This window comes from Kluyvera ascorbata, assembly GCF_023195735.1.
In the GTDB taxonomy this organism is placed as follows: Bacteria; Pseudomonadota; Gammaproteobacteria; order Enterobacterales; family Enterobacteriaceae; genus Kluyvera; species Kluyvera ascorbata.
On sequence record NZ_CP096201.1, the window covers coordinates 3,924,860 to 3,947,193 of the forward strand.

14 protein-coding genes are annotated in these 22,334 nt (G+C 58.2%); 4 read left to right on the forward strand and 10 right to left on the reverse strand.

Annotation, left to right across the window (positions count from 1 at the left end; translation table 11 throughout):
* Position 1: 1 nt before the first annotated feature.
* Genes urtD through urtB form a run of 3 tightly spaced genes read right to left on the reverse strand, consistent with a single transcriptional unit; the run spans position 2 to position 3,451 of the window.
* Positions 2-793, reverse strand: coding sequence for an urea ABC transporter ATP-binding protein UrtD (urtD, locus tag MY052_RS18865; RefSeq protein ID WP_248537623.1), 792 nt, complete (start codon positions 791-793; stop codon positions 2-4).
* Positions 786-1,862: an urea ABC transporter permease subunit UrtC gene (urtC, locus tag MY052_RS18870; RefSeq protein ID WP_248537624.1), complete on the reverse strand. Its 1,077-nt coding sequence runs from the start codon at positions 1,860-1,862 to the stop codon at positions 786-788. Before urtC ends, urtD begins: the two co-directional genes overlap by 8 nt.
* On the reverse strand, positions 1,862-3,451 hold the full coding sequence (gene urtB / locus MY052_RS18875; RefSeq protein WP_248538966.1) for an urea ABC transporter permease subunit UrtB: 1,590 nt from the start codon (positions 3,449-3,451) through the stop codon (positions 1,862-1,864). The genes urtC and urtB overlap by 1 nt, the downstream gene beginning before the upstream one ends.
* A 541-nt stretch (positions 3,452-3,992) precedes the next feature.
* On the opposite strand from urtB, the gene iutA reads away from it, so the two are divergent.
* Complete coding sequence (gene iutA / locus MY052_RS18880; protein WP_248538967.1) at positions 3,993-6,194, forward strand: TonB-dependent receptor; 2,202 nt, start codon at positions 3,993-3,995, stop codon at positions 6,192-6,194.
* 669 nt (positions 6,195-6,863) lie between these two features.
* On the opposite strand, the gene urtA is transcribed toward iutA, so the two are convergent.
* The 4 genes from urtA to atzF all read right to left on the reverse strand — a co-directional run bounded on the left by urtA (position 6,864) and on the right by atzF (position 14,322).
* Positions 6,864-8,135, reverse strand: a complete 1,272-nt coding sequence (urtA, locus tag MY052_RS18885) for an urea ABC transporter substrate-binding protein (protein ID WP_248537625.1) — start codon at positions 8,133-8,135, stop codon at positions 6,864-6,866.
* A 65-nt stretch (positions 8,136-8,200) separates the two neighbouring features.
* On the reverse strand, positions 8,201-8,899 hold the full coding sequence (locus MY052_RS18890; RefSeq protein WP_248537626.1) for a GntR family transcriptional regulator: 699 nt from the start codon (positions 8,897-8,899) through the stop codon (positions 8,201-8,203).
* A gap of 10 nt (positions 8,900-8,909) precedes the next feature.
* Positions 8,910-12,527, reverse strand: a complete 3,618-nt coding sequence (gene uca, locus MY052_RS18895) for an urea carboxylase (protein WP_248537627.1) — start codon at positions 12,525-12,527, stop codon at positions 8,910-8,912.
* Entirely contained in the window at positions 12,520-14,322 is a 1,803-nt protein-coding gene (gene atzF, locus MY052_RS18900) for an allophanate hydrolase (RefSeq protein WP_248537628.1), read from the reverse strand. The genes uca and atzF overlap by 8 nt, the downstream gene beginning before the upstream one ends.
* Before the next feature lie 410 nt (positions 14,323-14,732).
* Between atzF and MY052_RS18905 the strand changes: the two genes are divergently transcribed.
* On the forward strand, positions 14,733-16,196 hold the full coding sequence (locus MY052_RS18905; RefSeq protein ID WP_248537629.1) for a T6SS phospholipase effector Tle1-like catalytic domain-containing protein: 1,464 nt from the start codon (positions 14,733-14,735) through the stop codon (positions 16,194-16,196).
* An 88-nt stretch (positions 16,197-16,284) separates the two neighbouring features.
* On the opposite strand, the gene MY052_RS18910 is transcribed toward MY052_RS18905, so the two are convergent.
* Complete coding sequence (locus MY052_RS18910) at positions 16,285-17,019, reverse strand: SDR family oxidoreductase (protein WP_248537630.1); 735 nt, start codon at positions 17,017-17,019, stop codon at positions 16,285-16,287.
* Positions 17,020-17,115: 96 nt separating this feature from the next.
* Between MY052_RS18910 and MY052_RS18915 the strand changes: the two genes are divergently transcribed.
* Positions 17,116-17,952, forward strand: coding sequence for a LysR family transcriptional regulator (locus tag MY052_RS18915; RefSeq protein WP_123649956.1), 837 nt, complete (start codon positions 17,116-17,118; stop codon positions 17,950-17,952).
* Between the two features lie 96 nt (positions 17,953-18,048).
* On the forward strand, positions 18,049-18,675 hold the full coding sequence (locus tag MY052_RS18920) for a LysE family transporter (RefSeq protein ID WP_035896736.1): 627 nt from the start codon (positions 18,049-18,051) through the stop codon (positions 18,673-18,675).
* Positions 18,676-18,775: 100 nt separating this feature from the next.
* Here the strand turns inward: MY052_RS18920 and MY052_RS18925 are convergent, their stop codons facing one another.
* On the reverse strand, positions 18,776-20,116 hold the full coding sequence (locus MY052_RS18925; RefSeq protein WP_115074533.1) for an HlyD family type I secretion periplasmic adaptor subunit: 1,341 nt from the start codon (positions 20,114-20,116) through the stop codon (positions 18,776-18,778).
* Positions 20,103-22,235 carry a type I secretion system permease/ATPase gene (locus MY052_RS18930; protein ID WP_420828647.1) on the reverse strand — a complete coding sequence of 711 codons (2,133 nt, stop codon included), beginning with the start codon at positions 22,233-22,235 and terminating at the stop codon, positions 20,103-20,105. Before MY052_RS18930 ends, MY052_RS18925 begins: the two co-directional genes overlap by 14 nt.
* Positions 22,236-22,334: the final 99 nt, after the last annotated feature.

Consider the following 22,334-nt stretch of genomic DNA (forward strand, 5'->3'; position numbering starts at 1 on the left):
ATTAGCGCCCCAGATAGACTTCAATAACCTGCTCATTGGCCTGCACATCACGCAGCGAGCCCTCGGCGAGCACCTGCCCTTGATGCAGAACGGTGACGTGGTCGGCGATGGTCTCGACAAAGCCCATATCGTGCTCCACCACCATCAGCGAATGCTTGCCCGCCAGCCCGCGAAACAGCTCGGCAATATAGTCCGTTTCAGCGTCGGTCAACCCGGCGGCGGGTTCATCAAGCAGCAGCAGATGCGGTTCCTGCACCAGCAGCATGCCAATTTCCAGAAACTGCTTTTGCCCGTGGGAAAGCAGCCCGGACGGGCGATGACGATGCGCGGTCAGCCGCAGCAGCTCCAGCACTTCGTCAATACGATCTCGCTGAGAGCCATTAAGCGTGGCGCGCAGGCAGGTCCAGACCGATTTATCCATTTTCAGCGCAATTTCGAGGTTCTCCATTACGCTCAGCGCCTCAAACACCGTCGGCTTCTGGAATTTGCGGCCAATACCCGCGCGGGCAATCTCCACCGACGACAGCCCCATCAGGTCGACGTTCTGGTCGTAGGTCACTTTGCCGCTGTCCGGCCGGGTTTTACCGGTGATCACATCCATCAGCGTGGTTTTTCCCGCGCCGTTCGGGCCAATGACGCAGCGCAGTTCACCGACGCCAATCGACAGCGATAGGTCGGTCAGCGCACGAAACGAGTCGAAGCTGACGTTGATATTTTCCAGCTGCAGCACCGGGTCGGTGGTATCGCGGTAGCGATCCTGAGGCTGCGGCTGGGTGAACAGGGAATCAGTCATGCTTTCTCCTTTTGAGCAGGCCAATCACGCCTCGCGGCAGGAACAGGGTGACGAGAATAAACATCAGGCCGAGGAAAAAGAGCCAGAAGTCCGGGAAGGCGACGGTGAAGAAGCTTTTCGCACCGTTAACGATCCCCGCGCCGAGGATCGGGCCAATCAGCGTGCCGCGCCCGCCAAGCGCTACCCAGATGGCGGCCTCAATCGAGTTGGTTGGCGACATTTCACTGGGGTTAATAATCCCCACCTGCGGCACGTATAGCGCGCCCGCCAGCCCGCACAGTACGGCGGAGAGCGTCCAGACAAACAGCTTGAAACCTTTCGGGTCGTAGCCGCAGAACATCAGGCGGTTTTCCGCGTCTCGAACCGCAGTCAGCACCCGACCAAACTTGCTGCGGGTGAGCATCAGGCCAATCGCTAGCGACCCCGCCAGCAGCAATACGGTGGCGACAAACAGCGCGATGCGAGTGCCGGTCGCTGACACCGGGAAACCCAGCAGCGTAGTAAAACCGGTAAAGCCGTTATTGCCGCCAAAGCCCGTTTCGTTGCGGAAAAACAGCAGCATCCCGGCGTAGGTCAACGCCTGAGTCATGATGGAGAAGTACACATCTTTAATGCGTGAGCGGAAGGCGAAATAGCCGAACACCAGCGCCAGCAGGCCGGGGACGAGAATAATCAGGCAAAGCGCCCAGGCAAAATGCTGGGTGCCGGCCCAGAACCACGGCAGTTCGGTCCACGACAGGAACGACATAAACGCGGGAAGGGCGTCGCCAGAAGCCTGGCGCATCAGGTACATCCCCATCGCGTAACCGCCAAGGGCAAAGAACAGCCCATGGCCCAGAGACAACAGCCCGGCGTAGCCCCAGACCAGATCCAGCGCCACGGCCACCACCGCATAGCAGAGGATTTTGCCCATCAACGTCAGCGTGTAGGTTGAGATAGCCAGCGGGTTTTCCGCCGGCAGCAATGCCAGAAACGGCAGTACCAGTAGCGCTACCAGCGCCAGCGCCGCCAGCGAGCAGGTCAATCGCGGCGCACGCCGCGCGAGAGTTAACGTAATAGGTTGGCTCATCAGTCAATTACCCGCCCTTTGAATGCGAACAACCCCTGCGGCCGCTTCTGAATAAACAGCACGATCAGGACCAGAATGGCAATTTTGCCCAGCACCGCGCCTATCTGCGGCTCCAACACTTTGTTCAGCACGCCCAGCCCCAGCGCGGCGACTACGGTGCCAGCCAGTTGCCCCACGCCGCCGGTGACCACCACCAGGAAGGAGTCGATGATGTACCCCTGTCCCAGTTCCGGGCCGACGTTGCCAAGCTGCGATAGCGCCACGCCACCCAGCCCGGCAATGCCGGAACCGAGGCCAAACGCCAGCATATCGACACGTCCGGTGGGCACCCCGCAGCAGTCCGCCATGCGGCGGTTCTGCGTCACCGCTCGCACGTTCATGCCAAGGCGGGTTTTGTTGAGCAGCAGCCAGGTCAGCGCCAGCACGCCAATCACAAAGAGGATCACCGCAATACGGTTGTATGGCAGCACCAGGTTTGGCAACACGTTCCAGCCGCCAGAGAGCCAGGAAGGGTTCGCCACTTCAAGGTTCTGCGTGCCGAACAGCACGCGCACCAGTTGGATCAGCATCAAGCTAATCCCCCAGGTTGCCAGCAGCGTCTCCAGCGGGCGGCCGTAGAGGTGGCGGATGATGGTACGTTCCAGCAGCATCCCCACCGCCGCAGTGATAAAGAAGGCTACCGGCAGCGCCACCAGCGGATACAGCGCCAGCCACTCCGGCGCCAGACGTTGAAACGCGTCCTGTACCATCCAGGTGGCGTAGGCGCCGAGCATCAGCATTTCGCCGTGGGCCATATTGATAACGCCCAGCAGGCCGTAGGTGATTGCCAGCCCCAACGCAGCAAGCAGCAAAATGGAGCCGAGCGAAATGCCGCTAAACGCCTGCCCAAGCCAGTCGCCCCACTTCAGGCGCTGCTGTACCTGCTTAAGGCTTTCGGCAGCGGCGGCTCGCACCGCCGGGTCGGGTTCATTTTGCGGCTGAGTCAGTCGGCTGAGGCTCACCTGCACCTGCGGGTCGCTGGCTTCGCCTAAGAGCTTCACGGCGCTAAGGCGCTGCTCGGCCCGGCTATCGGAGAGCTGTAAATTGGCAACGGCGATTGCCAGCGCGGTGTGCACTCCTGCATCAGTTTCCACCGCCAGACGCTGTCTGAGCATCGGTAGCTGGTCCTGCTGAGCGCTATTTTGCAAGGTGAGCGCGGCGTTCAGACGCACTTTTACGTCGTTGCTGACCAGTTGGTGCGAGGCTAACGCACTGGCCACCAGTCCGCGAATGCGGTTATTCATAAACACTTTTTTGGTACTACCAGAAGGTGCAGCGCTCCCTTCCAGCGGCGTTAACTGGCCATTTTTTTCAGTAAACAGTTGGCCCTGCGCATCGCTCACCACCGCTTCCTGGCTCAGCGCCTGCAATAGCGGCAAACGGTCAGCCTGCGGTGCGGCCGCCCACGCCTGAAGCAGCTGCGCCTGCTCGGTGCGGCTAGCATGACCATAATCGGCCGCCGCACCGGCTCGCGCCGGAAGGCTGGTCAACAGACCGCTTAAAAGGAGAAAGAGCAAGGCGGGGAAGTAAAGCGCCGCGCGTTGTCCCATTATTATATTCATCGTTGAATTCCTGTTGGTATACAAGATGGAATTCAATTAGCAATGCCCGTGCCAAATATATAAGAAACTGATTTTAATGAAATTAAAATAAAAACAACGTCATCATTAAATATTCCACCGCACCGCCAAAGCACATCCGCGCACGGTAATAGCGCAGTTCGTCATAGGAAAAATAAATAGGTTAATCAGCGAGTCAAAATAATTATTTATATCCATCCCACCGCTTATTCCATGTTATTTGCATGGTTATTTCAGGACGAAAAAAAATTATTCAAAATGTGAAGGAATATGCAACTATCAAAATCAGTTATTGATAATGAGAAACGTTATCTACAAACTTCCCATTTTCATTTTTCGCCTCACTTGCTGCGTGCCGATCCTCCCCGCTATCGGACGCGGTAGCACCAGTCTCAGGCAATCGCCGTTCCCCTCGAACGCCGCTTGCCGGGAAACATGCAGCACCGCGCTGCTTCTTTAACTCACTACGCGCATCTTTGGGCCGATCGTTGTCTGCCCGTGCGCAGGAATGATGATGATTAATAAGAAATATACTCTCTGGGCGCTTAACCCCTTGCTGCTTGCCATGATGGCGCCCGCCGTCGCCCAACAAAGCGATGACGAAAATATGGTGGTATCTGCCAGCCGTAATAACCGCACCGTAGCCGAGATGGCGCAAACCACCTGGGTTATCGAAAATGCCGAATTGGAACAACAGATTCAGGGCGGTAAAGAGCTGAAAGACGCGCTGGCCCAGTTGATCCCCGGCCTGGACGTCAGCAGCCAGAGCCGCACCAACTACGGCATGAACGTCCGCGGTCGCCCGCTGGTGGTGCTGATTGACGGCGTGCGTCTCAACTCATCGCGCACCGACAGCCGCCAGCTCGACTCCATAGACCCGTTCAATATCGAACACATTGAAGTGATCTCCGGCGCCACTTCGCTGTACGGCGGCGGCAGTACCGGCGGGCTTATCAATATCGTGACCAAAAAAGGCCAGCCGGAAACCCAGGTTGAGTTTGAAGCGGGAACGAAGAGCGGCTTTAACAGCAGTAAAGATCACGACGAGCGTATCGCCAGCGCCGTCTCCGGCGGTAACGAACATATCTCCGGGCGCATGTCGGTGGCCTATCAGAAGTTTGGCGGCTGGTACGACGGCAACGGCGACGCCACCCTGCTGGACAACACCCAGACCGGGCTACAGTATTCCGACCGTCTGGATCTGATGGGCACCGGGACGCTGAATATTGATGAAAACCAGCAGTTACAGCTGGTGACCCAGTACTACAAGAGCCAGGGCGATGATGATTATGGCCTGAATCTGGGGAAAGATTTCTCCGCCATTTCCGGCACCAGCAAGCCGTACGTCAGCAGCGGGATGAACTCCGATCGTATTCCGGGCACCGAACGCCACCTGATGAGCCTACAGTATTCCAACAGTAGCTTCCTTGGTCAGGAGTTGGTCGGGCAGATTTACTATCGCGATGAGTCCCTTAAGTTCTACCCGTTCCCGTCCGTCGACAAGAATATGAAGTTAACCAGCCTCTCGTCATCTCAACAGGAAACCAATCAGTACGGCGCCAAACTGACGCTGAACAGTACGCCGCTGGATGGCTGGCAACTCACCTACGGGCTGGATGCCGATCACGAGCGCTTTACCTCAAACCAGATGTACTTCAATAAAGATCTGGCGAACGCTTCCGGCGGGATGAACAACCAGCAGATTTACACTACCGGGCGCTATCCTTCCTACGACATCAGCAACCTGGCGGCGTTTTTACAGTCAAGCTACGACATCAACGAGATCTTTACCCTCAGCGGCGGCGTGCGCTACCAGTACACCGAAAACAAGGTCGATGATTTCGTCGGTTACGCCGTACAGGAGCAAATTGCGTCTGGCGCTATCAAATCTGCCGATGCGATTCCTGGCGGTTCGACGGACTACGACAACTACTTGTTTAACGCCGGTCTGTTAATGCACATCACCGAGCGCCAGCAAACGTGGTTTAACTTCTCGCAGGGCGTAGAGCTGCCGGATCCGGGCAAGTATTACGGTCGCGGCGATTATGCGGCGGCGGTGAACGGCCATCGGGCTCTGACCAACAGCGTCAACGTCAGTGACAGCAAGCTACAGGGCATCAAAGTTGACTCTTATGAGCTTGGCTGGCGCTACACCGGTGACAACCTGCGTACCCAAATCGCGGCTTACTACTCACTGTCTGATAAGAACGTGAAGGCGAATAAAGATCTGACCATCAGCGTCGTAGACGACAAACGTCGCATTTACGGCGTGGAAGGTGCGGTGGACTACTTTATTCCAGACACCAACTGGAGCACCGGCGGTAACTTCAACGTGCTGAAAACCGAGTCGAAGGTGAACGGCAGTTGGGAAAAATATGACGTGAAGGTCGCGAGTCCGTCGAAAGCCACCGCCTATATCGGCTGGGCGCCAGATCCATGGAGCCTGCGCGTACAGAGCACAACGTCGTTTAAGCTGCGTGATGAAGCGGGCAATGAGATTGATGGTTACACCACTATCGACCTGCTCGGCAGCTACGCTCTGCCGGTTGGTAAGCTGAGCTTTAGCGTTGAAAACCTCTTCGACCGTGATTACACCACCGTGTGGGGTCAGCGTGCGCCGATGTACTACAGCCCTGGCTATGGCCCGGCTTCGCTGTATGACTACAAAGGTCGTGGACGGACGTTTGGGTTGAACTATTCGGTGCTGTTCTGATAGCCGAGTCGTGCAGTTCGCTCTGTCACGATGGAAAAAACCTGATATTTGTTAGTGAGGTGAAGGGTTCCGTTCACTTTACGTCGGGTGGAATATGAAGTTCCATCACCGGTGAACGGGCCAAGGGGGGCGGCCGCGCCCCCCTTCGCAATCCCCGCGGCCCCGCAGGGAAATCGGTGCTTCGCACTGCGCTCACCTACGAACTCCAGCCTGCGGCACGGCGAAACTCGACGTCCTGTCTCGGTTCGCCTCAGTCCGCCATCCATGGCGTCCTGACCTTGCCTTCCATTCTCCGGCTCGCCGATTTCCAGCGGGGACTCATCGGTTTCAGTGACATTCGTGTATTTTTTGCCGTTAACTTAAAGACCGCACGGTTTTTGGTGGCGTCTAAATCGCCGAAGCGTTTCCCGTAGGCCGGGTCAGCCCACAGGGATGTGGGCTGAGGGCGTGGTTCACAGGGATGTGAACTCGCGCCCGACCCGAAGCCGGAGGGAATAAGCTGAGGGAACCGCGAAGCGGCGATTTTGCCGCCAGAGCCCGGGGGTGCAGGGGGCGGCGGCGATTGGCCGCCCCTTGCGCGCTCCCTGCACCCGCGCAATTTATGCGGCTGGAACTTGAAGGGAGCGCAACGGTGCAATCAACCCCAATACATCACCCACTCCCCCCCCCTTACTTCCCACCCGTTTTCACCGGCGTATCCGGCTTCTTATCATTCCCCGGAATGTAAGGGCTCCACGGCTGCGCACGCACCGGCTTATCGGTGTTCCACACCACGTTAAACTGACCGTTCTCTTCAATTTCACCAATCATCACCGGCTTATGCAGATGGTGGTTCATCGCGTCCATAGTCAGCGTAAAACCGCTCGGCGCAGCGAAAGTCTGCCCAGCCATCGCCGCGCGGACTTTATCCACATCGGTCGTCCCCGCCTTCTCTACCGCCTGCGCCCACATATGAATACCCACATAAGTCGCTTCCATCGGATCATTGGTCACCACGGTATCGGCATTCGGCAGCTTGTGCGCTTTGGCGTAAGCGCGGTAATCAGCGACAAACTTCTCATTCACCGGGTTGCTCACCGACTCAAAGTAGTTCCACGCCGCCAGATGCCCCACCAGCGGCTTGGTATCAATACCGCGCAGCTCTTCTTCACCAACGGAGAACGCCACCACCGGTACGTCGGTGGCTTTGATGCCCTGGTTGGCCAGCTCTTTGTAGAACGGCACGTTAGAGTCGCCGTTGATGGTGGAGATCACCGCCGTTTTACCGCCTGCGGAGAATTTTTTGATGTTAGCCACGATGGTCTGGTAGTCGCTATAACCAAACGGCGTGTAGACCTCTTCAATGTCTTTATCCTGAACCCCTTTCGAGTGCAGGAAGGCGCGCAGGATCTTATTGGTGGTGCGCGGATAGACGTAGTCGGTGCCGAGCAGGAAGAAGCGCTTCGCGCCGCCGCCGTCTTCGCTCATCATATATTCCACCGCCGGAATCGCCTGCTGGTTTGGCGCCGCGCCGGTGTAGAAGACGTTTGGCGACATCTCTTCGCCTTCATACTGCACCGGATAGAACAGCAGGCCGTTCAGCTCTTCAAACACCGGCAGCACCGATTTACGTGATACCGAGGTCCAGCAGCCAAACACCGCCGCCACTTTATCCTGCGTCAGCAGCTGACGCGCTTTCTCGGCAAACAGCGGCCAGTTGGAGGCCGGGTCAACCACTACCGGTTCAAGCTTTTTACCCAGCACGCCGCCCTTGGCGTTAATCTCATCGATGGTCATCAGCGCCACGTCCTTCAGCGGCGTTTCGGAAATCGCCATGGTGCCGGAGAGCGAATGCATAATGCCGATTTTAATGGTGTCTGCTGCGTACGCCTGCAAAGAGAAGCCCATGCTCAAAAAGGTGGCCGACAGGGCAAATGCTTTCAGTAAAGAACGTCTTTTCATGACCAAAACCCCTAAACGATATTGAGTGATAAATGTTCCCCACCGGGATGGGGCGGATGCCGCAACTACGGTGAAACGGGTTGTAAACGGGCCTGCTGAAGCCGGTGTAGGGTTATTTTTCTGACCTCGGCCTTACTCTGTGAAATATGCGCAGTGAGGATCCGCTGCGCCTCTTCGGTTTGCTGCTGCTCAATGGCGCGAAGCACCTGCGCGTGTTCGCTGTAGGTCGCGTCCACGCGGTCCTCGCGGGTAAAGTCGAGGTGGCGAATAATGCGCATTTTTTCCGTCAGCTCGACGTGCACCCGCGCCATCTCACCGTTTCCGGTGGCACTCACCAGCGCGGTATGAAACGCCTCGTCGTGACGTGAGAGTTCCTTGCCCGGCGGCATCTGCGGCGCATCGCACCAGAAGGCGAGCAGCGGCGTGAGATGGGCCGCACGCGCAGGTGTCGGCATGGCACACAGGCGCTTCACCGCCTCCATTTCCAGCACGATGCGAAAGTCGTACAACGCTTCGAAATAGGTGAAGTCGAACGGTTTCACCTGCCAGCCGCTGCGCGAATAAACCTGCACATAGCCCTCATGCTCCAGCCAGAACAGCGCCTGACGCACCGGCGTGCGGCTGGCCGCCATACGTTCGGAGATTTCGTTTTCACTAAAGTGCTCGCCGGGCATCAGGCGGAAATCAAAAATGTCGTTTTTCAGCGCCAGATAGATACGCTCCGCCAGCCCCACCGTGCGCTTTTTGCCGTTCGCTTGCGTCATACGCCGCTCCCTATTCCAGCCACAGCAGCGCGTCGCCAGGGCTCACCGGGCGGCCCGGCTGACAGCCGATGCGTTTAACAATGCCCGCCTGCGGGGCGTGAATGGCTAGCTCCATTTTCATCGCTTCCACGATGATGAGTGGCTGACCGGCTTCCACCGCCTCGCCCGGCGTGACCAGCACTTTCCAGATATTGCCGTTCATATCGGCAGCCACCGGCAGCGCACCATCGTCGATGTCCTCTTCCTGCATCGGTAGCAGGCTTTCAACGTCGGCCTCCTGGTCGTCCAGGTGCCAGCGCTCGACCTCCGCTTCAAATGCCGCAGACTGAAGCTGGCGGAAACGAGCGATATCAGCGGCATTGTCATCAAGGAACTGCAGGTGCTCGGCGAAGTCGAACACCGTCTCTTCAATGCGCACCGCCGCGCGGCCTTCGCGGAAATCGTCGCGCAGCACAGAGAGCTCCGCTTCGCTCACCGGATAGAAACGCACCTGGTCGAAGAAGCGCAGCAGCCACGGCTCGCCGTCGTTGAACTGCTCATTTTTGAGGAACTTGTTCCAGATGGGCAGCGTGCGCCCCACCAGCTGATAGCCGCCCGGCGAGTCCATGCCGTAGATGCACATGTACATGCCGCCAATGCCCACCGTGCCTTCAGCGGTGAAGGTGCGCGCCGGGTTGTACTTCGAGCTCAGCAGGCGGTGGCGCGGGTCGATTGGTACCGCACACGGCGCACCGAGATAGACGTCACCCAGCCCCAGAATCAGGTAGCTGGCATCAAACAGGGTCTCCATCACCGCTTCACGGTTCGGCAGGCCGTTAATGCGCTGGATAAAATCGACGTTGTTCGGCAGCCACGGTGCGGTCGCACGCACGGTATCGGCGTAGCGGCTGACAGCATCCAGCGTGGCGCTGTCTTCAAAGGCCATCGGCAGATGGACGATGCGCGACGGCACCTTCATACGGCTGACGTCGCCAATGCGCGCCTCTTGCTCCAGCAGCAGCGCCACCAGCGCGGGCTGGCTGATTTCACGGCTGTCGTAACGCACCTGTAGCGAACGTACGCCAGGGGAAAGCTCTTTAATGCCCGGATGCGCCAGTTCGCGCAAATGCTCCATCAGCACGTGAACGCGCAGTCGCAGCGCCAGATCCAGCACGTTTTCGCCGTACTCAATCAGGATGTAGTTGTCGCCCGCCTGACGATAAACGATCGCCGGGGTGCTGAAGGTGGCGGGCAGCGACACCAGCCCGGCGGCGGAAACGCCGTCACGGTCGGCAAGCGACGGCATGGCAAATTCACGCAGCGCGGTGGTTTGCAGAGTTTCAACGCTGCGGTCCTGGGCGTTTTCCCGCGCCACCGCGTCTTCCACGCTAATCGGGTAGAAGCGAATGCGGTCGCCCGGCTTCACCTGCCCCACTTTCCACAGCTCCGCTTTGGCGATGGTCACCGGGCAGACAAAGCCGCCGAGGCTTGGGCCATCGCGGGTGAGGATCACCGGGAAGTCGCCGGTAAAGTTGATCGCGCCAATAGCGTATTCGCAGTCATGAACGTTCGACGGATGCAACCCCGCTTCGCCGCCGTTCGGCCGCGTCCAGCTTGGTTTTGGGCCCACCAGACGGACGCCGAGACGGTTAGAGTTGTAGTGCACCTGCCAGTCGCTGGCAAAGAACTCGTCGATAGACTCCTGAGTGAAGAAGTCCGGCGCGCCGTGCGGCCCGTAAAGCACGCCAATACGCCAGACGTCGCCGTATTCAGGGATTAATGCCGCAGACAGCGCCTGTGGTTCAGAAACCGGCGCGGGCGTGGTGCAGGCGGCAATATCCGGACGCGAAATAGACAGCAGATCCGCGACCTTCAGCGTGCGCCCCGCGTGACCACCAAACTGACCCAGCGCGAAAGTGGAACGGCTGCCGAGATAGACCGGCACATCAAGGCCGTTACGCACCGCCAGATAGCCACGGCAACCGCTCTGCGCGCGCCCGAGGCTCAGGGTTTGCCCCGCTTTCACCGTCACCGGTTGCCACATCGGCACCTCTTCATCGTCCAGCTTCGCCTGACAATCGGCCCCGGTCAGAGCAATCAGCGCATCAGCGTGGAATTGCAGCACCGGCCCTTGCAGGGTGAATTCCAGCCCAGCCGCCGATTCATGGTTGCCGACAATCCGGTTCGCCAGACGGAAGGCAAAGTCATCCATTGGGCCAGACGGCGGCACGCCGATATCCCAGTAGCCCTGACGGCCCGGATAATCCTGCACGCTGCTCCAGGTGCCGGGTTGCAGTACTTCAATCATTGGCGATTGCGCCACCACGCTATCCAGCATCCGCGTCCAGGCGGTACCGCTGACAAAGGCCTCGCTGGCGGTTATCTGCCGCAGGTAGTCGAGGTTGGTGGCAATGCCGTGCAGCCGCGTGGCGTCGAGCGCTGCCGCCAGTTTTGCCAGCGCCGCGGCGCGGGTCGGTGCATGAACAATCAGCTTGGCGATCATCGGGTCGTAAAACGCGGAAACTTCGCTGCCGGTGGTGACGCCGGTATCAATGCGTACATCGTCAGGGAAGACCACTTCGCTCAGTACGCCGGGGCTCGGCTGGAAGTTTTTCAGCGGGCTTTCGGCATAAATACGCACTTCAATCGCCGCCCCTTGCGGCGCCTGCGCCAGACGCGCCCAGTCGATAGGCTCGTCTGCCGCCACGCGCAGCATGCACTCCACCAGATCCAGCCCGGTCACGCATTCGGTCACCGGGTGCTCAACCTGTAAACGGGTATTCACTTCGAGGAAATAAAACGCGTCCAGCGCGGCATCGTAGATAAATTCCACCGTCCCGGCGCTGCGGTAGTTCACCAGCTTACCGAGCTGCACCGCGGCATCGAGAATCGCTTTGCGGGTCGTCGCCGGGAGGTTCGGCGCCGGCGTCTCTTCCACCACTTTCTGGTTGCGGCGCTGGAGCGAGCAGTCGCGCTCGCCGAGCGCCACCACGTTGCCTTTACCGTCGCCAAATATCTGCACTTCGATATGGCGTGCGCGATCCACGCAGCGCTCAACAAACACTCCGGCATCGCTAAAGAACTGCTCGCCCAGACGGCGTACGCTTTCCCAGCCCTGCGCCAGCGCCTGCGCATCGGCGCATCGCGTTAGGCCAATCCCGCCGCCGCCCGCCGTGCTTTTCAGCATTACCGGATAGCCAATGTTCTGCGCGGCTTCCAGCGCGTCGTCGAGGGAATTGAGCAGCCCGGTCCCCGGCGTCATCGGGACGCCCGCTTCGGCGGCCAGTTCGCGAGCACGGTGCTTCAGGCCAAATTCGCCAATCTGCTGGGCGGTTGGGCCGATAAACACGATGCCCGCCTTGTCACAGGCATCGGCAAACGGCAGGCTTTCTGAGAGAAAACCGTAGCCGGGCCAGATGGCCTGCGCCCCGCTTTCCCGCGCGGCGGCAATAATCGCGTCAATCTTCAGGTAGCTGTCGCTGGCCTTTTCGCCGCCCAGCGCCAGCGCGATATCGGCCTGCTTAACGTGTTCAGCGTTTTTATCCGCGTCGGAGTAAACCGCAACGCTGGTAATACCCAGACGTTTCAGGGTTCGGATCGCGCGGCAGGCAATTTCACCACGGTTGGCAATCAGCACGGTGTTAAACATGATGGTTCTCCTTACGGGCAACCCAATGCCGCCAGCCCTTAAATTCGGTAATATCCACGGCGTCATTCAGCGCCGCCGGTTCACAGATAAAGCCTTTCACCCAGCGGCCATCGCAGAGCTCCAGCGAGCCAATACCCAGCGGCGATGGTATTTCCGCCACGAACTCGCCAAAGCGCGCCAGCGGGATATCCCACAGCTCCACCTCAATCGCCGCGCCGGATGCGTCGCGAGCCAGCCCCGGCTTTTGCGGCTGGGTATTCGCCAGCGCGTAGAGGCGATAGGTCGCCGCCGTCTGCGTGGCTTCGACAAAGACCGCGTTGCGGGTGGTGAGCTGGAAGTTGAGCGGCATACCGCGCAGGTGCGCGCCAACCACGGCAATGCGCACGTGATGCGGCGACGACGGCAGCGCGGCGTCGCCTGGCGTTAACGGCAGCTCGGTCGCCCCCAGCGGTAGCGCAAGCTGCTGCTGCCAGCGGCGGCCAAAATCTGCCAGCGCCCGGTCGTGCCACGCGGGGGCAATCAGGGTGATCCCCGCTGGCAGACCATCGGCGCGGAACGGCGCGGGCAGCGCCAGCGCGCTGAGGTCAGCCAGATTGGTGAAGTTGGTGTAGGTACCAAACTGGGAGTTGAAGCGAATGGGCTCCTGCTCCATCTCCTTTAAGGTGTGGATGGTTGGCGATGTTGGCACCACCAGCGCGTCGACTTCGCCCAGCGTCTGCTGGATTTTTTGCGCCAGCTCGGCGCGCAGGTATTCGGCGTTGTAGGCATCCACTGCGCTGTAGTTGAGGCCCGCAGAGACGATGGTGTAAACGGTCGGGTCCATCAGTTCAGGATGCTGAATCATGTCGCCCACTGCCGCCGTACGCTCGGCCACCCACGGCCCCTGATACAGCTGTTCGGCAAGCTGAGTAAACGCTGAAAAGTCGATAGGTTTCAGCGTGACGCCGCTTTCACACAGCGCATCGATAGCCTGTTCCCAGGCCGCCTGCGCCTGAACGTCGCCGAAAAAGTTCAGCGTTTCCGGTACGGCGAAGGTCGGGGTCGATGGCAGCGCCGCAGGCGTGGTCGCAGGATGTGCGCGCGAGTAGGCGTCTTCACTATCTACGCTGCCCGCCAGCGAGGCGATATAAAACGCGTCGTCCACCGTCAGGGCAAAGACCGACAGCGTGTCGTTGAGGCGACAGGCAGGCACCACGCCTTTAGCTGAGAGCCAGCCTTTGGTCGGTTTGAGGCCGACGATATTGTTAAACCCGGCTGGCACGCGCCCAGAACCGGCGGTGTCGGTGCCAAAGGCGAACGGTACCAGGCCACGCGCCACCACGGAGGCCGAGCCGGAGCTGGAGCCGCCGCTGACGTAATCGGGATTGAATGTGTTGACCACAGCGCCGTAGGGGGAGCGCGTGCCCACCAGCCCGGTAGCGAACTGGTCGAGGTTGGTTTTGCCGATAACAATCGCCCCGGCGGCTTTCAGCCGGGCAACCGCCGTCGCATCCTGCTCCGCAATATATTCAAACGCCGGACAGGCCGCCGTGGTCGGCCATCCGGCCACATCTACGTTGTCTTTAACCGCAAAAGGAATACCGAATAATGGCAGGGCGTCGGGGTTATTCTGATAAAGCGGTGTTAACACCGCTAATTGTGCTTTCAGCTGCGCTTCGTTGGCTATCATCAGCCATGCGTTATCTTCCGCCGGGAAGGTATTAATATGTTCAAGTAAACGAGTAAGAACAGATTCACTGTCCTGACTGATTTGCTGACGCCACGCGGCCAGCGTTTGTCCTGTCATTAATGCCATCGTTGAATCCCTGTTGGTATACAAGATGGAATTCAATTAGCAAGGCACATGCCAAATATTTAACGCACTGATTTAAATTAACTTTTAAATAAAAACGCAAAGTAATAAGAATATTTCGGCGCACCGTAAAAGGACATCAAGCGCAATAATAGTGCAGCAGGTCATAGGAAAAACAAATATAACAAAGGAGGGTCATAATAATTATTTATGAAGATGGCCGCAGCGATAACGCCGACATTGATGTGTCTATTACATTTTATTTCACGGGCAATCGGGAGAACGCTTAGCTGCAAAACCCTGGTTGGTTACGCCTCCTTACAAACAAACGAATGCGCGGTATAGCCCCTTTTTTATCTGTTATGCCATATTGGGCACGATTGACAGAATATCCTTAAGGATAAGGGGGTTTTATGGAACAGGACGAGAAAAAAATGCGGGAAATCACGCTGACCATCGGCGTGTTTTTCGATGGCACGGGCAACAATGCGAACAATAGCTGCAGCCGTCAGACGGCCAGCACGGCAGAACCTTCTGCAACGAACGCCGTTCAGAAACTCTGCGGCACGGCAGCGGGAAGTTATCTCGGTTATTACACCAACATTCACTGGCTCCATACGCTGTACAACCAGGACATAACGCCTGATACAGGGGCCGGTCAATACGCTATTTATATCGAAGGTATCGGAACCGAAGATGGCGCGGGGGACTGCACGTTCGGGATGGGGACTGGCCTCGGCAGAAGCGGTGTAGTGAGTAAAACCGACAAGGCCGTTGCGGCACTCGCGGCCTGTATCCAGAGCTACGTAAGCCAGCATGCTAAAGCGCGTTCCTGCGTCATTAAAGAGGTACAGTTTGATATTTTCGGCTTCAGCCGGGGAGCGGCGGCGGCACGACATTTTGCCAACCGGGTATTCGCCCAGGAAAACGCGATTATCGCAGCCATTAAAGCCGGGCTGAAAGGGCTTGAATTTACCGGCACGCCCGGCGGTAAAACACGCTTTCTGGGGATATTTGATACCGTAGCGGCTATCGGTACGCCGGCTAATGGCCTTAATCCGCATAGCGCCGATACCGGGGATGTTAATCTGCAGCTGCGCCCAGGCGTGGCTCAGCGCGTTTTCCACATCACCGCGCAGCACGAATGTCGGTTTAATTTCGTGTTGAACAGCGTAAAACCGGCGTGGCCGGAACTGGCCCTGCCTGGTGCGCATTCCGACATTGGCGGCGGCTATAACCCTGATGAACACGAAACCTACTTCCTTACCCGCCCTCAGTTTGAAACCGTCCCCCTTTCCACTCCCGATACCAAAACGCGCATTTATCAGCAGACCGGCGAGCAGCTCAGCGCGATGGGGAGCTACCCAACCATTGCGCCGCTATTGCATACGGTGGCGATAAATACGGCGACCTGGTATGACGATCGGATGCCCACCGACCGTTACGGCACATTTCAGAAACGAAGCGCGGCGGCGGCCGTCATCGACCGTCCCACGCGCAATGACTGGTCAAAGGTGGTGCTGCGAGTGATGCTGGACGCGGCGCAGGAGGCGGGCGTGATATTTTATCCAATCGATGAAACCGCTGGTGATTTTGCGTTACAAGCGGAGCTCAGAAACCTGTGTGACAAAGCTATCATGATGGGGCGCGCCGCCCGCAACGGCCGGTCTGCGATGGGCTTTACGACGCCGGAAATTGAGATGCTGGCAGAAAAATATATTCACTGTTCAGCGAACTGGAACAGCGTGGAGCGGGATAGTCGCGGCATGATAACCGGCGCGGTCTGCCCTGCGGAGCTGGTGACCTTCACTAACCGGCCAGATGAACGCTGGCAGCGAACGGTCTACGACATGGATGGAAACAAAAGAGGAAAATAGACGTGAGGAACGGTTAACGGTTCCTCACGTCTGCGTGGCCAAAAATCAGCTTTATTATCCGCTGATTTTTGGCATCAATCCTGACTTATCACGCGCCCTGGCGGGTCGCCGCCAGCACAATTTCACGGATACAAACGTACTGCGGCTGGGAATAGGCGTATTCAATGGCGTGCGCCACATCTTCCGGGCTCAGCACTTTACCGCCCATATCCTGTTTCCAGCTCTGGTAACCGGCTTTGATGTCGTCGCTGGTGGTATGGCTCAGCAGTTCGGTTTCCACCGCACCCGGGGCAATCACCACCACGCGCACGTTGTGCGGCGACAGCTCTTCACGCAGGTTTTCGGACAGGCCGTGCACTGCAAACTTGGTACCAACGTAGACCACGTGGTTCGGGAAGGTTTTGCGCCCGGCAATGGAGCTGATGTTGATGATGGTGCCCACTTTGCGCTCAATCATCCCTTTGGTTACCGCGTGAACGCCGTTCAGCAAACCCTTCACGTTCACGTCGATCATCTGCTCCCATTCGTCTGGGTTTTGGCTGTCGATATTGCCCAGCAGCATCACGCCCGCGTTGTTGACCATCGCGTCAACCGGCCCAAACTGCTGTTCCGCTTCGGCAACAGCGTCGGCCACCGCCTGACGGTTAGTGACGTCCACGGCGCGACACAAGGTGCGCGGCAGGTTCAGCGCCGTCATACGATCCACGCGACGCGCCAGCAGCAGGAGCGCATGTCCACGTTCTGACAGCAGTTTTGCGGTGGCCAGGCCAATCCCGGAGCTGGCGCCGGTAATCACGACTAATGGTTTAGATGCAGCGTTCATTTGACTTCCTCATAAATAAAATTGATGGCGCTACTTTAAATCCGGATAAGAATGGTGAAAAATGGTTTGTTTTTTTCACAGCCATAAAATAAATCTATGGATAAGCGACAGCTCAGCGCCTTCATCTGCGTATTCGAAGAGCGCAACATTACCCGTGCGGCTGAACAGTTAAGTCTGACACAGCCTGCGCTCTCCGCCACCGTGAAAGCGCTGGAAGAGGAACTCGGCACGCAGCTTTTTGTGCGTAAGCCCCGCGGCGTGGAGGTGACGGAAGATGCGCGCGCGCTCTATCCGCACGCCTGCCGGATGCTCCAGGAGATGGCGGCCCTCACCTCACGCTTTCGTAAACGTCAGGATGGCATGCCGCTGAGTATCGGCGTGGAGCAGGACGTTGCTTCGCCGTGTCTGGCATCGCTGCTGGAAAAAATTCATCTTGAAATGCCGGATATGCTGGTGACGCTCGATCCGGGCTGTACCGGGGATATCCGCCTTGGCTGTGAGAGTTTGCGCTGCGAAGACGAGCTGTTTATGCCGCTGTTCGACGAGCACTATATGCTGGCCTTTCCGAGCAGCCACCCGCTGGCGCAGGTGGCGGAGCTGACGCTGGAGCAGCTTTATAGCCACCCGTGGGTGATGTACCCGGCCCACGATTCTCATCAGCGCTTCCTGCCGTTTTACGGCACGGCGGCCGGTGCACCCAGCGCCAATGCGGGCAGCTTTACGCTGGCGCTGGATCTGGTCGAAGCGGGGTTTGGTCTGGCGATTGCGCCGCACTCGCTGATAGAAACCCGCTGCGACCTCAGCGCAAGGCCGCTGCCGGGGTATCCGTTGTTACGACGAATTGGCATTTGTTATGCCGTACAGGCGGTGGAGAATCCGGCGGTTAACCGGCTGCTGGAGCGGCTCAACGAGGTGACAGCGTTGGCGGGATAAAGCCCGGAGGATTACGCGGAAACCTTGATTCTGGTCATAGTGACTTTTGTGATCCCGCTCTAATTTATTCGCCTTCCTGATAAGAGACCACCCCCAATGTTCATACCTTCCATTGGTGCAACGGCCTTCGTTGCATCTATTGCTACGCTCGGCATTTTATCACCCGGCCCGGACTTCTTTATGGTCATTAAAAACGCCGCGCGCTATCGCCGACTGCCCGCCATGATGACCGCCTTTGGCATCACCTGCGGCGTGCTGACGCATATGTCTTACTGCGTGGCGGGTCTGGCGGTGGTCATCACCACCACGCCGTGGCTGTTTGATATTCTGAAATACGCAGGCGCCGCTTACCTTATCTGGGTGGGGCTACTGGCTCTGCTGGCGCGCGGGCATAAGAGTATGGATATGACCGGCGTCACTTTGCAGGAAACCTCGCTGAAAAAGGCGTTTCTCCAGGGCTACTTGTGTAACCTGCTGAACCCGAAAGCGACGCTGTTTTTCCTCTCTATTTTTACTCAGGTACTGAACGTGAATTCCGGTTTCCCGGAGAAACTGTGGTACGCCGGGGTGATCCTCACCGTGTCCGTTATCTGGTGGCCGATGCTGGTGGTGCTGATTCAGAGCGCGCCGGTACGTCGTGGGCTGGCTAAGGCGCAGAAGGTTATCGATAAGATGCTGGGCGGGCTGCTGATTGCGCTGGGGATTAAGGTGGCTCTGAGCTAGCGCCTGACATCGCAGGGACAAATATCACCTATCGCTCCCCTCTCCCTTAAAAAGGGAGAGGGGGCTGATTGTGCTCGTATTTTCGTTTTTTCGTTTAGTCTTAACGTTCCCGGAACGCTTCCGCCTTCGCACGCAGAATTGGCTTCAGCAGATAGCTAAGCACCGTTTTCTGCCCGGTCATGATATCTACCGATACCACCATACCCGGTATAATCAGCAGCGGTTTTTCTTCGCTGCCCAAATAGTTGCGATCCGTGCGCAGCCGAATCTGGTAAAAACTATGCCCCTCTTTATCGGTAATGGTGTCGGCGCTGATGTGCTCCAGCGAACCTTTCAGGCCGCCGTAGATGGTGTAGTCATAGGCGGTGAATTTGATCATCGCTTTCTGCCCAGGATGCAAAAACGCAATATCCTGCGGGCGAATTTTGGCTTCAACCAATAGCGTGTCGTCCAGCGGAACAATCTCCACCAGCTCGCTGCCGGGTTGGATAACCCCGCCGATGGTGTTGACCAGCATCTGCTGGATAATCCCGCGCACCGGCGAGGTCACCAGCGTACGGTGAACCCGGTCCTCGATGGCTTTGCCGGAGGCCTCTATTTTCGCAAGGCTAGTGCGCGCTTCGTTAAGCTGGCCCAGCATTTCGCTACGATAACGGCCTCGCGACTCGGCAATTTTGTTTTCAATTTCCTTAACGGCTGACCGGGCACGAGGAATGGCGAGCACCACCGAGTCAAGCTGCCCGCGCGTGTCCACTTCGGAGCGGCGCAGGCGCAGGATTTCTACTTTAGAAATAGCCCCGGCACTGACCAGCGGCTGGGACATATTAACTTCCTGCTGAATAAGCCCCAGGCTGCGGCTGAACTGCGTTTTTTTCGCTTCAAAATCCAGCAGTTCCTGCTTTTTCTGCGCCAGCTGTTCTTCCAGCCCGGCGATTTCATTACGAAAACGTGCGCCCTGGGATTCAAAGAGCCCCCGCTCCCCGCTGGCGATCCCCGGCGCTTCCTGCTCGATTTCCGGGCTCAGCGATAAGGGCTTGTCGTCTAGTTGCGCCTGCAGGCGTGAGATGCGGGCCATCAGCGCATAGCGGTCAGCTTCGCTTTCACCGACGGTTGACTTAAAGCGCGTATCGTCAAGGCGCAGCAGCGGTTGACCAGCGTCGACAATTTGCCCTTCGTGGACGAAGACTTCGGAGACAATCCCGCCTTCCAGGTTCTGGATTTTTTGCAGCCTGGATGAGGGGATCGCTTTCCCATCGCCGCGGGTGACTTCATCGATGGGGGCGTTCGCCGCCCAGACAATCAGCGCAATAAAAAATCCAAAGCAGGCCCACAGCGTCACGCGTCGCGAGCGCGGCACGTCGCTCATCACCGCGCCGTTAATGCCGTTGACCGTCAGGGAGTCGTCCGTTTTACCGAGACCAAACCATTTAGTTACCCCCATGGATTTGCCCCTTCTTCAGTGCCTCCAGCACACTATCGCGCGGCCCATCGGCCACCACGCGCCCACGTTCGATGATGATAAGCCGGTCAACCAGCGCCAGCATCGAGGCGCGGTGGGTCACCAGCAGCAACGTGCGCCCGCGGGTTGACGCCATCAACGCCCGACGGACGGCATCTTCGGTGGTGTTATCCATCGAGCTGGTCGGCTCATCAAGCAGAAGAATCGGTGGCTCGAGCAGAAGCGCGCGCGCCAGCATCACCGCCTGACGCTGACCGCCAGAGAGGTTAAGCCCACGCTCGCCAACCTGCATGTGATAGCCGTCCGGGTGCTTACGGGCAAAATCATGCACGCCGGCCAGCTGCGCCGCCCGCAGCATGGCGTTGTCGTCGACGTAGGTGGCTCCGCTTATCAGGTTGTCGCGCAGCGTACCGCTGAACAGGTAAATATCCTGCGGCGCGTAGCCGATATTGTGGCGAAGGTCGTTGACGTCGATTTGGTTGGCATCCATGCCGTCAACCAGGATCTCTCCTGAGTCCGGCTGATAGAAACCGATTATCAGCTTCGCCAGCGAGCTTTTTCCCGACCCGCTGCGCCCGATAATCCCCACCCGTTCACCCGGCGTGATGGTAAAGGAGACGTTAGTCAGTGACGGTCGCTTTTGGTCTGGATAGGTAAAGGTGACGTTCTGGAAGGCAATCGCGCCTTCCAGGGTGTCGCGGGCCACCAGCGCCCTGTCATCCTGACGCTCCTGCGGCAGCTCCATCATCTGTTCGGTGGTATTCATGGTCATTCTTGCCTGCTGATAGCGCGTCACCAGACCACTAAGTTGCCCCATCGGCACCAGCGCGCGGCCGTTCAGCATGTAGCAGGCGATAAGTCCGCCCATACTGAGGCTACCGCCGATAATCAGATAAACCCCGGCAACAATCATCGCCACGCCGGAAAACTGCTGGAGCCAGGCGGTAAAGTTCACCGCAAAGGTCGAGAGCGTTTTAACCCGTAACTCTTTTTTGCTTAGCGTCACCAGCGTGCTTTCCCACATAAACTGGCGCTCGCTTTGCGCGTTATTCACCTTCATGGCGTCCAGCCCGCCAAGAGTTTCAATCAGCACCGCCTGACGTTCTGAGGCGAGGCGCATCGTCTCTTTTATCGTGTCGTTGAGCGGCTTCTGAATCGCCCAACTCACCACCAGCGCCACCGGGAAGGCCACCAGCGGGATAAACACCAGCGGGCCGCCGATAATGGCGATCACCAGCAGCATCAGCAAGGTGAACGGAATGTCGATAAGCGTCGCCATGGTGAGCGAAGAGAGAAAATCACGCAGCGACTGGATTTCATGAATATTCTGCGCAAAGCTCCCCAACCGCGCCGGACGCGCTTTCATCGCCACGCCGGTAATGCGCTCGAAGATGGAGGCCGAAACAATCATATCGGTCTTTTTGCCCGCAATATCGAGGCAGCGGGTACGCAGAGTTTTCAGCAGCAGATCAAACAGGAAGGCAACGGTTATCCCTATCGCCAGCACCCATAACGTGGCGGTGGCCTGGTTGGGCACCACGCGGTCGTAGACGTTCATCACGAACAGCGGCGTACACAGCGCGATAAGGTTAATCAGGAAGCTGGCAACGATGGCATCAACGTAGAGAAAGCGCGATAGCTTCAGCGTGTCGCGAAACCAGGTCCGCGTGCGCGGCAGCAGCGAGGATTTGGTGCGTTCGCTTTGATGGATGGGCTGAATAAACAGCGCCGTACCGGAGTACTCTTGCGCCAGCGCGGCTGGGTCGACCAATATTTCCCCGCCGCCGACCTCTCCGGTCTGCGCCCGGGCCTGCCCTTGTTCATTCCAGCCAAAGAGTACGGCAGTGCGATGACTCTCCAGTACCAGTACGGCGGGCAGTGACAGCGCGGTGATATCCTTGAGCTCACGCTTGAGCATTCGCACGCGCAGCCCGGCGCGCGCGGCGGCGCGCGGAAAAACGTCGAGGGTCAGTTGGTTATTTTTAAGCGGTAGGCCTGCGGTCAGCGAAACGCGGGTGGCCGCTTTTCCATAGTGCGAACAGACCGCCAGCAGACTATCGAGCAGCGCGTCGTCCTGAAGCTCGCGCTGATCGACTTTCATCTCTTTTTGCCATTCTACTGCGTCATTGCCACCTGCAGCCGGGGAATGTTGTGCCATATGTTATATCCTTAATAACAGACCCGAATCATAAGTTCATCC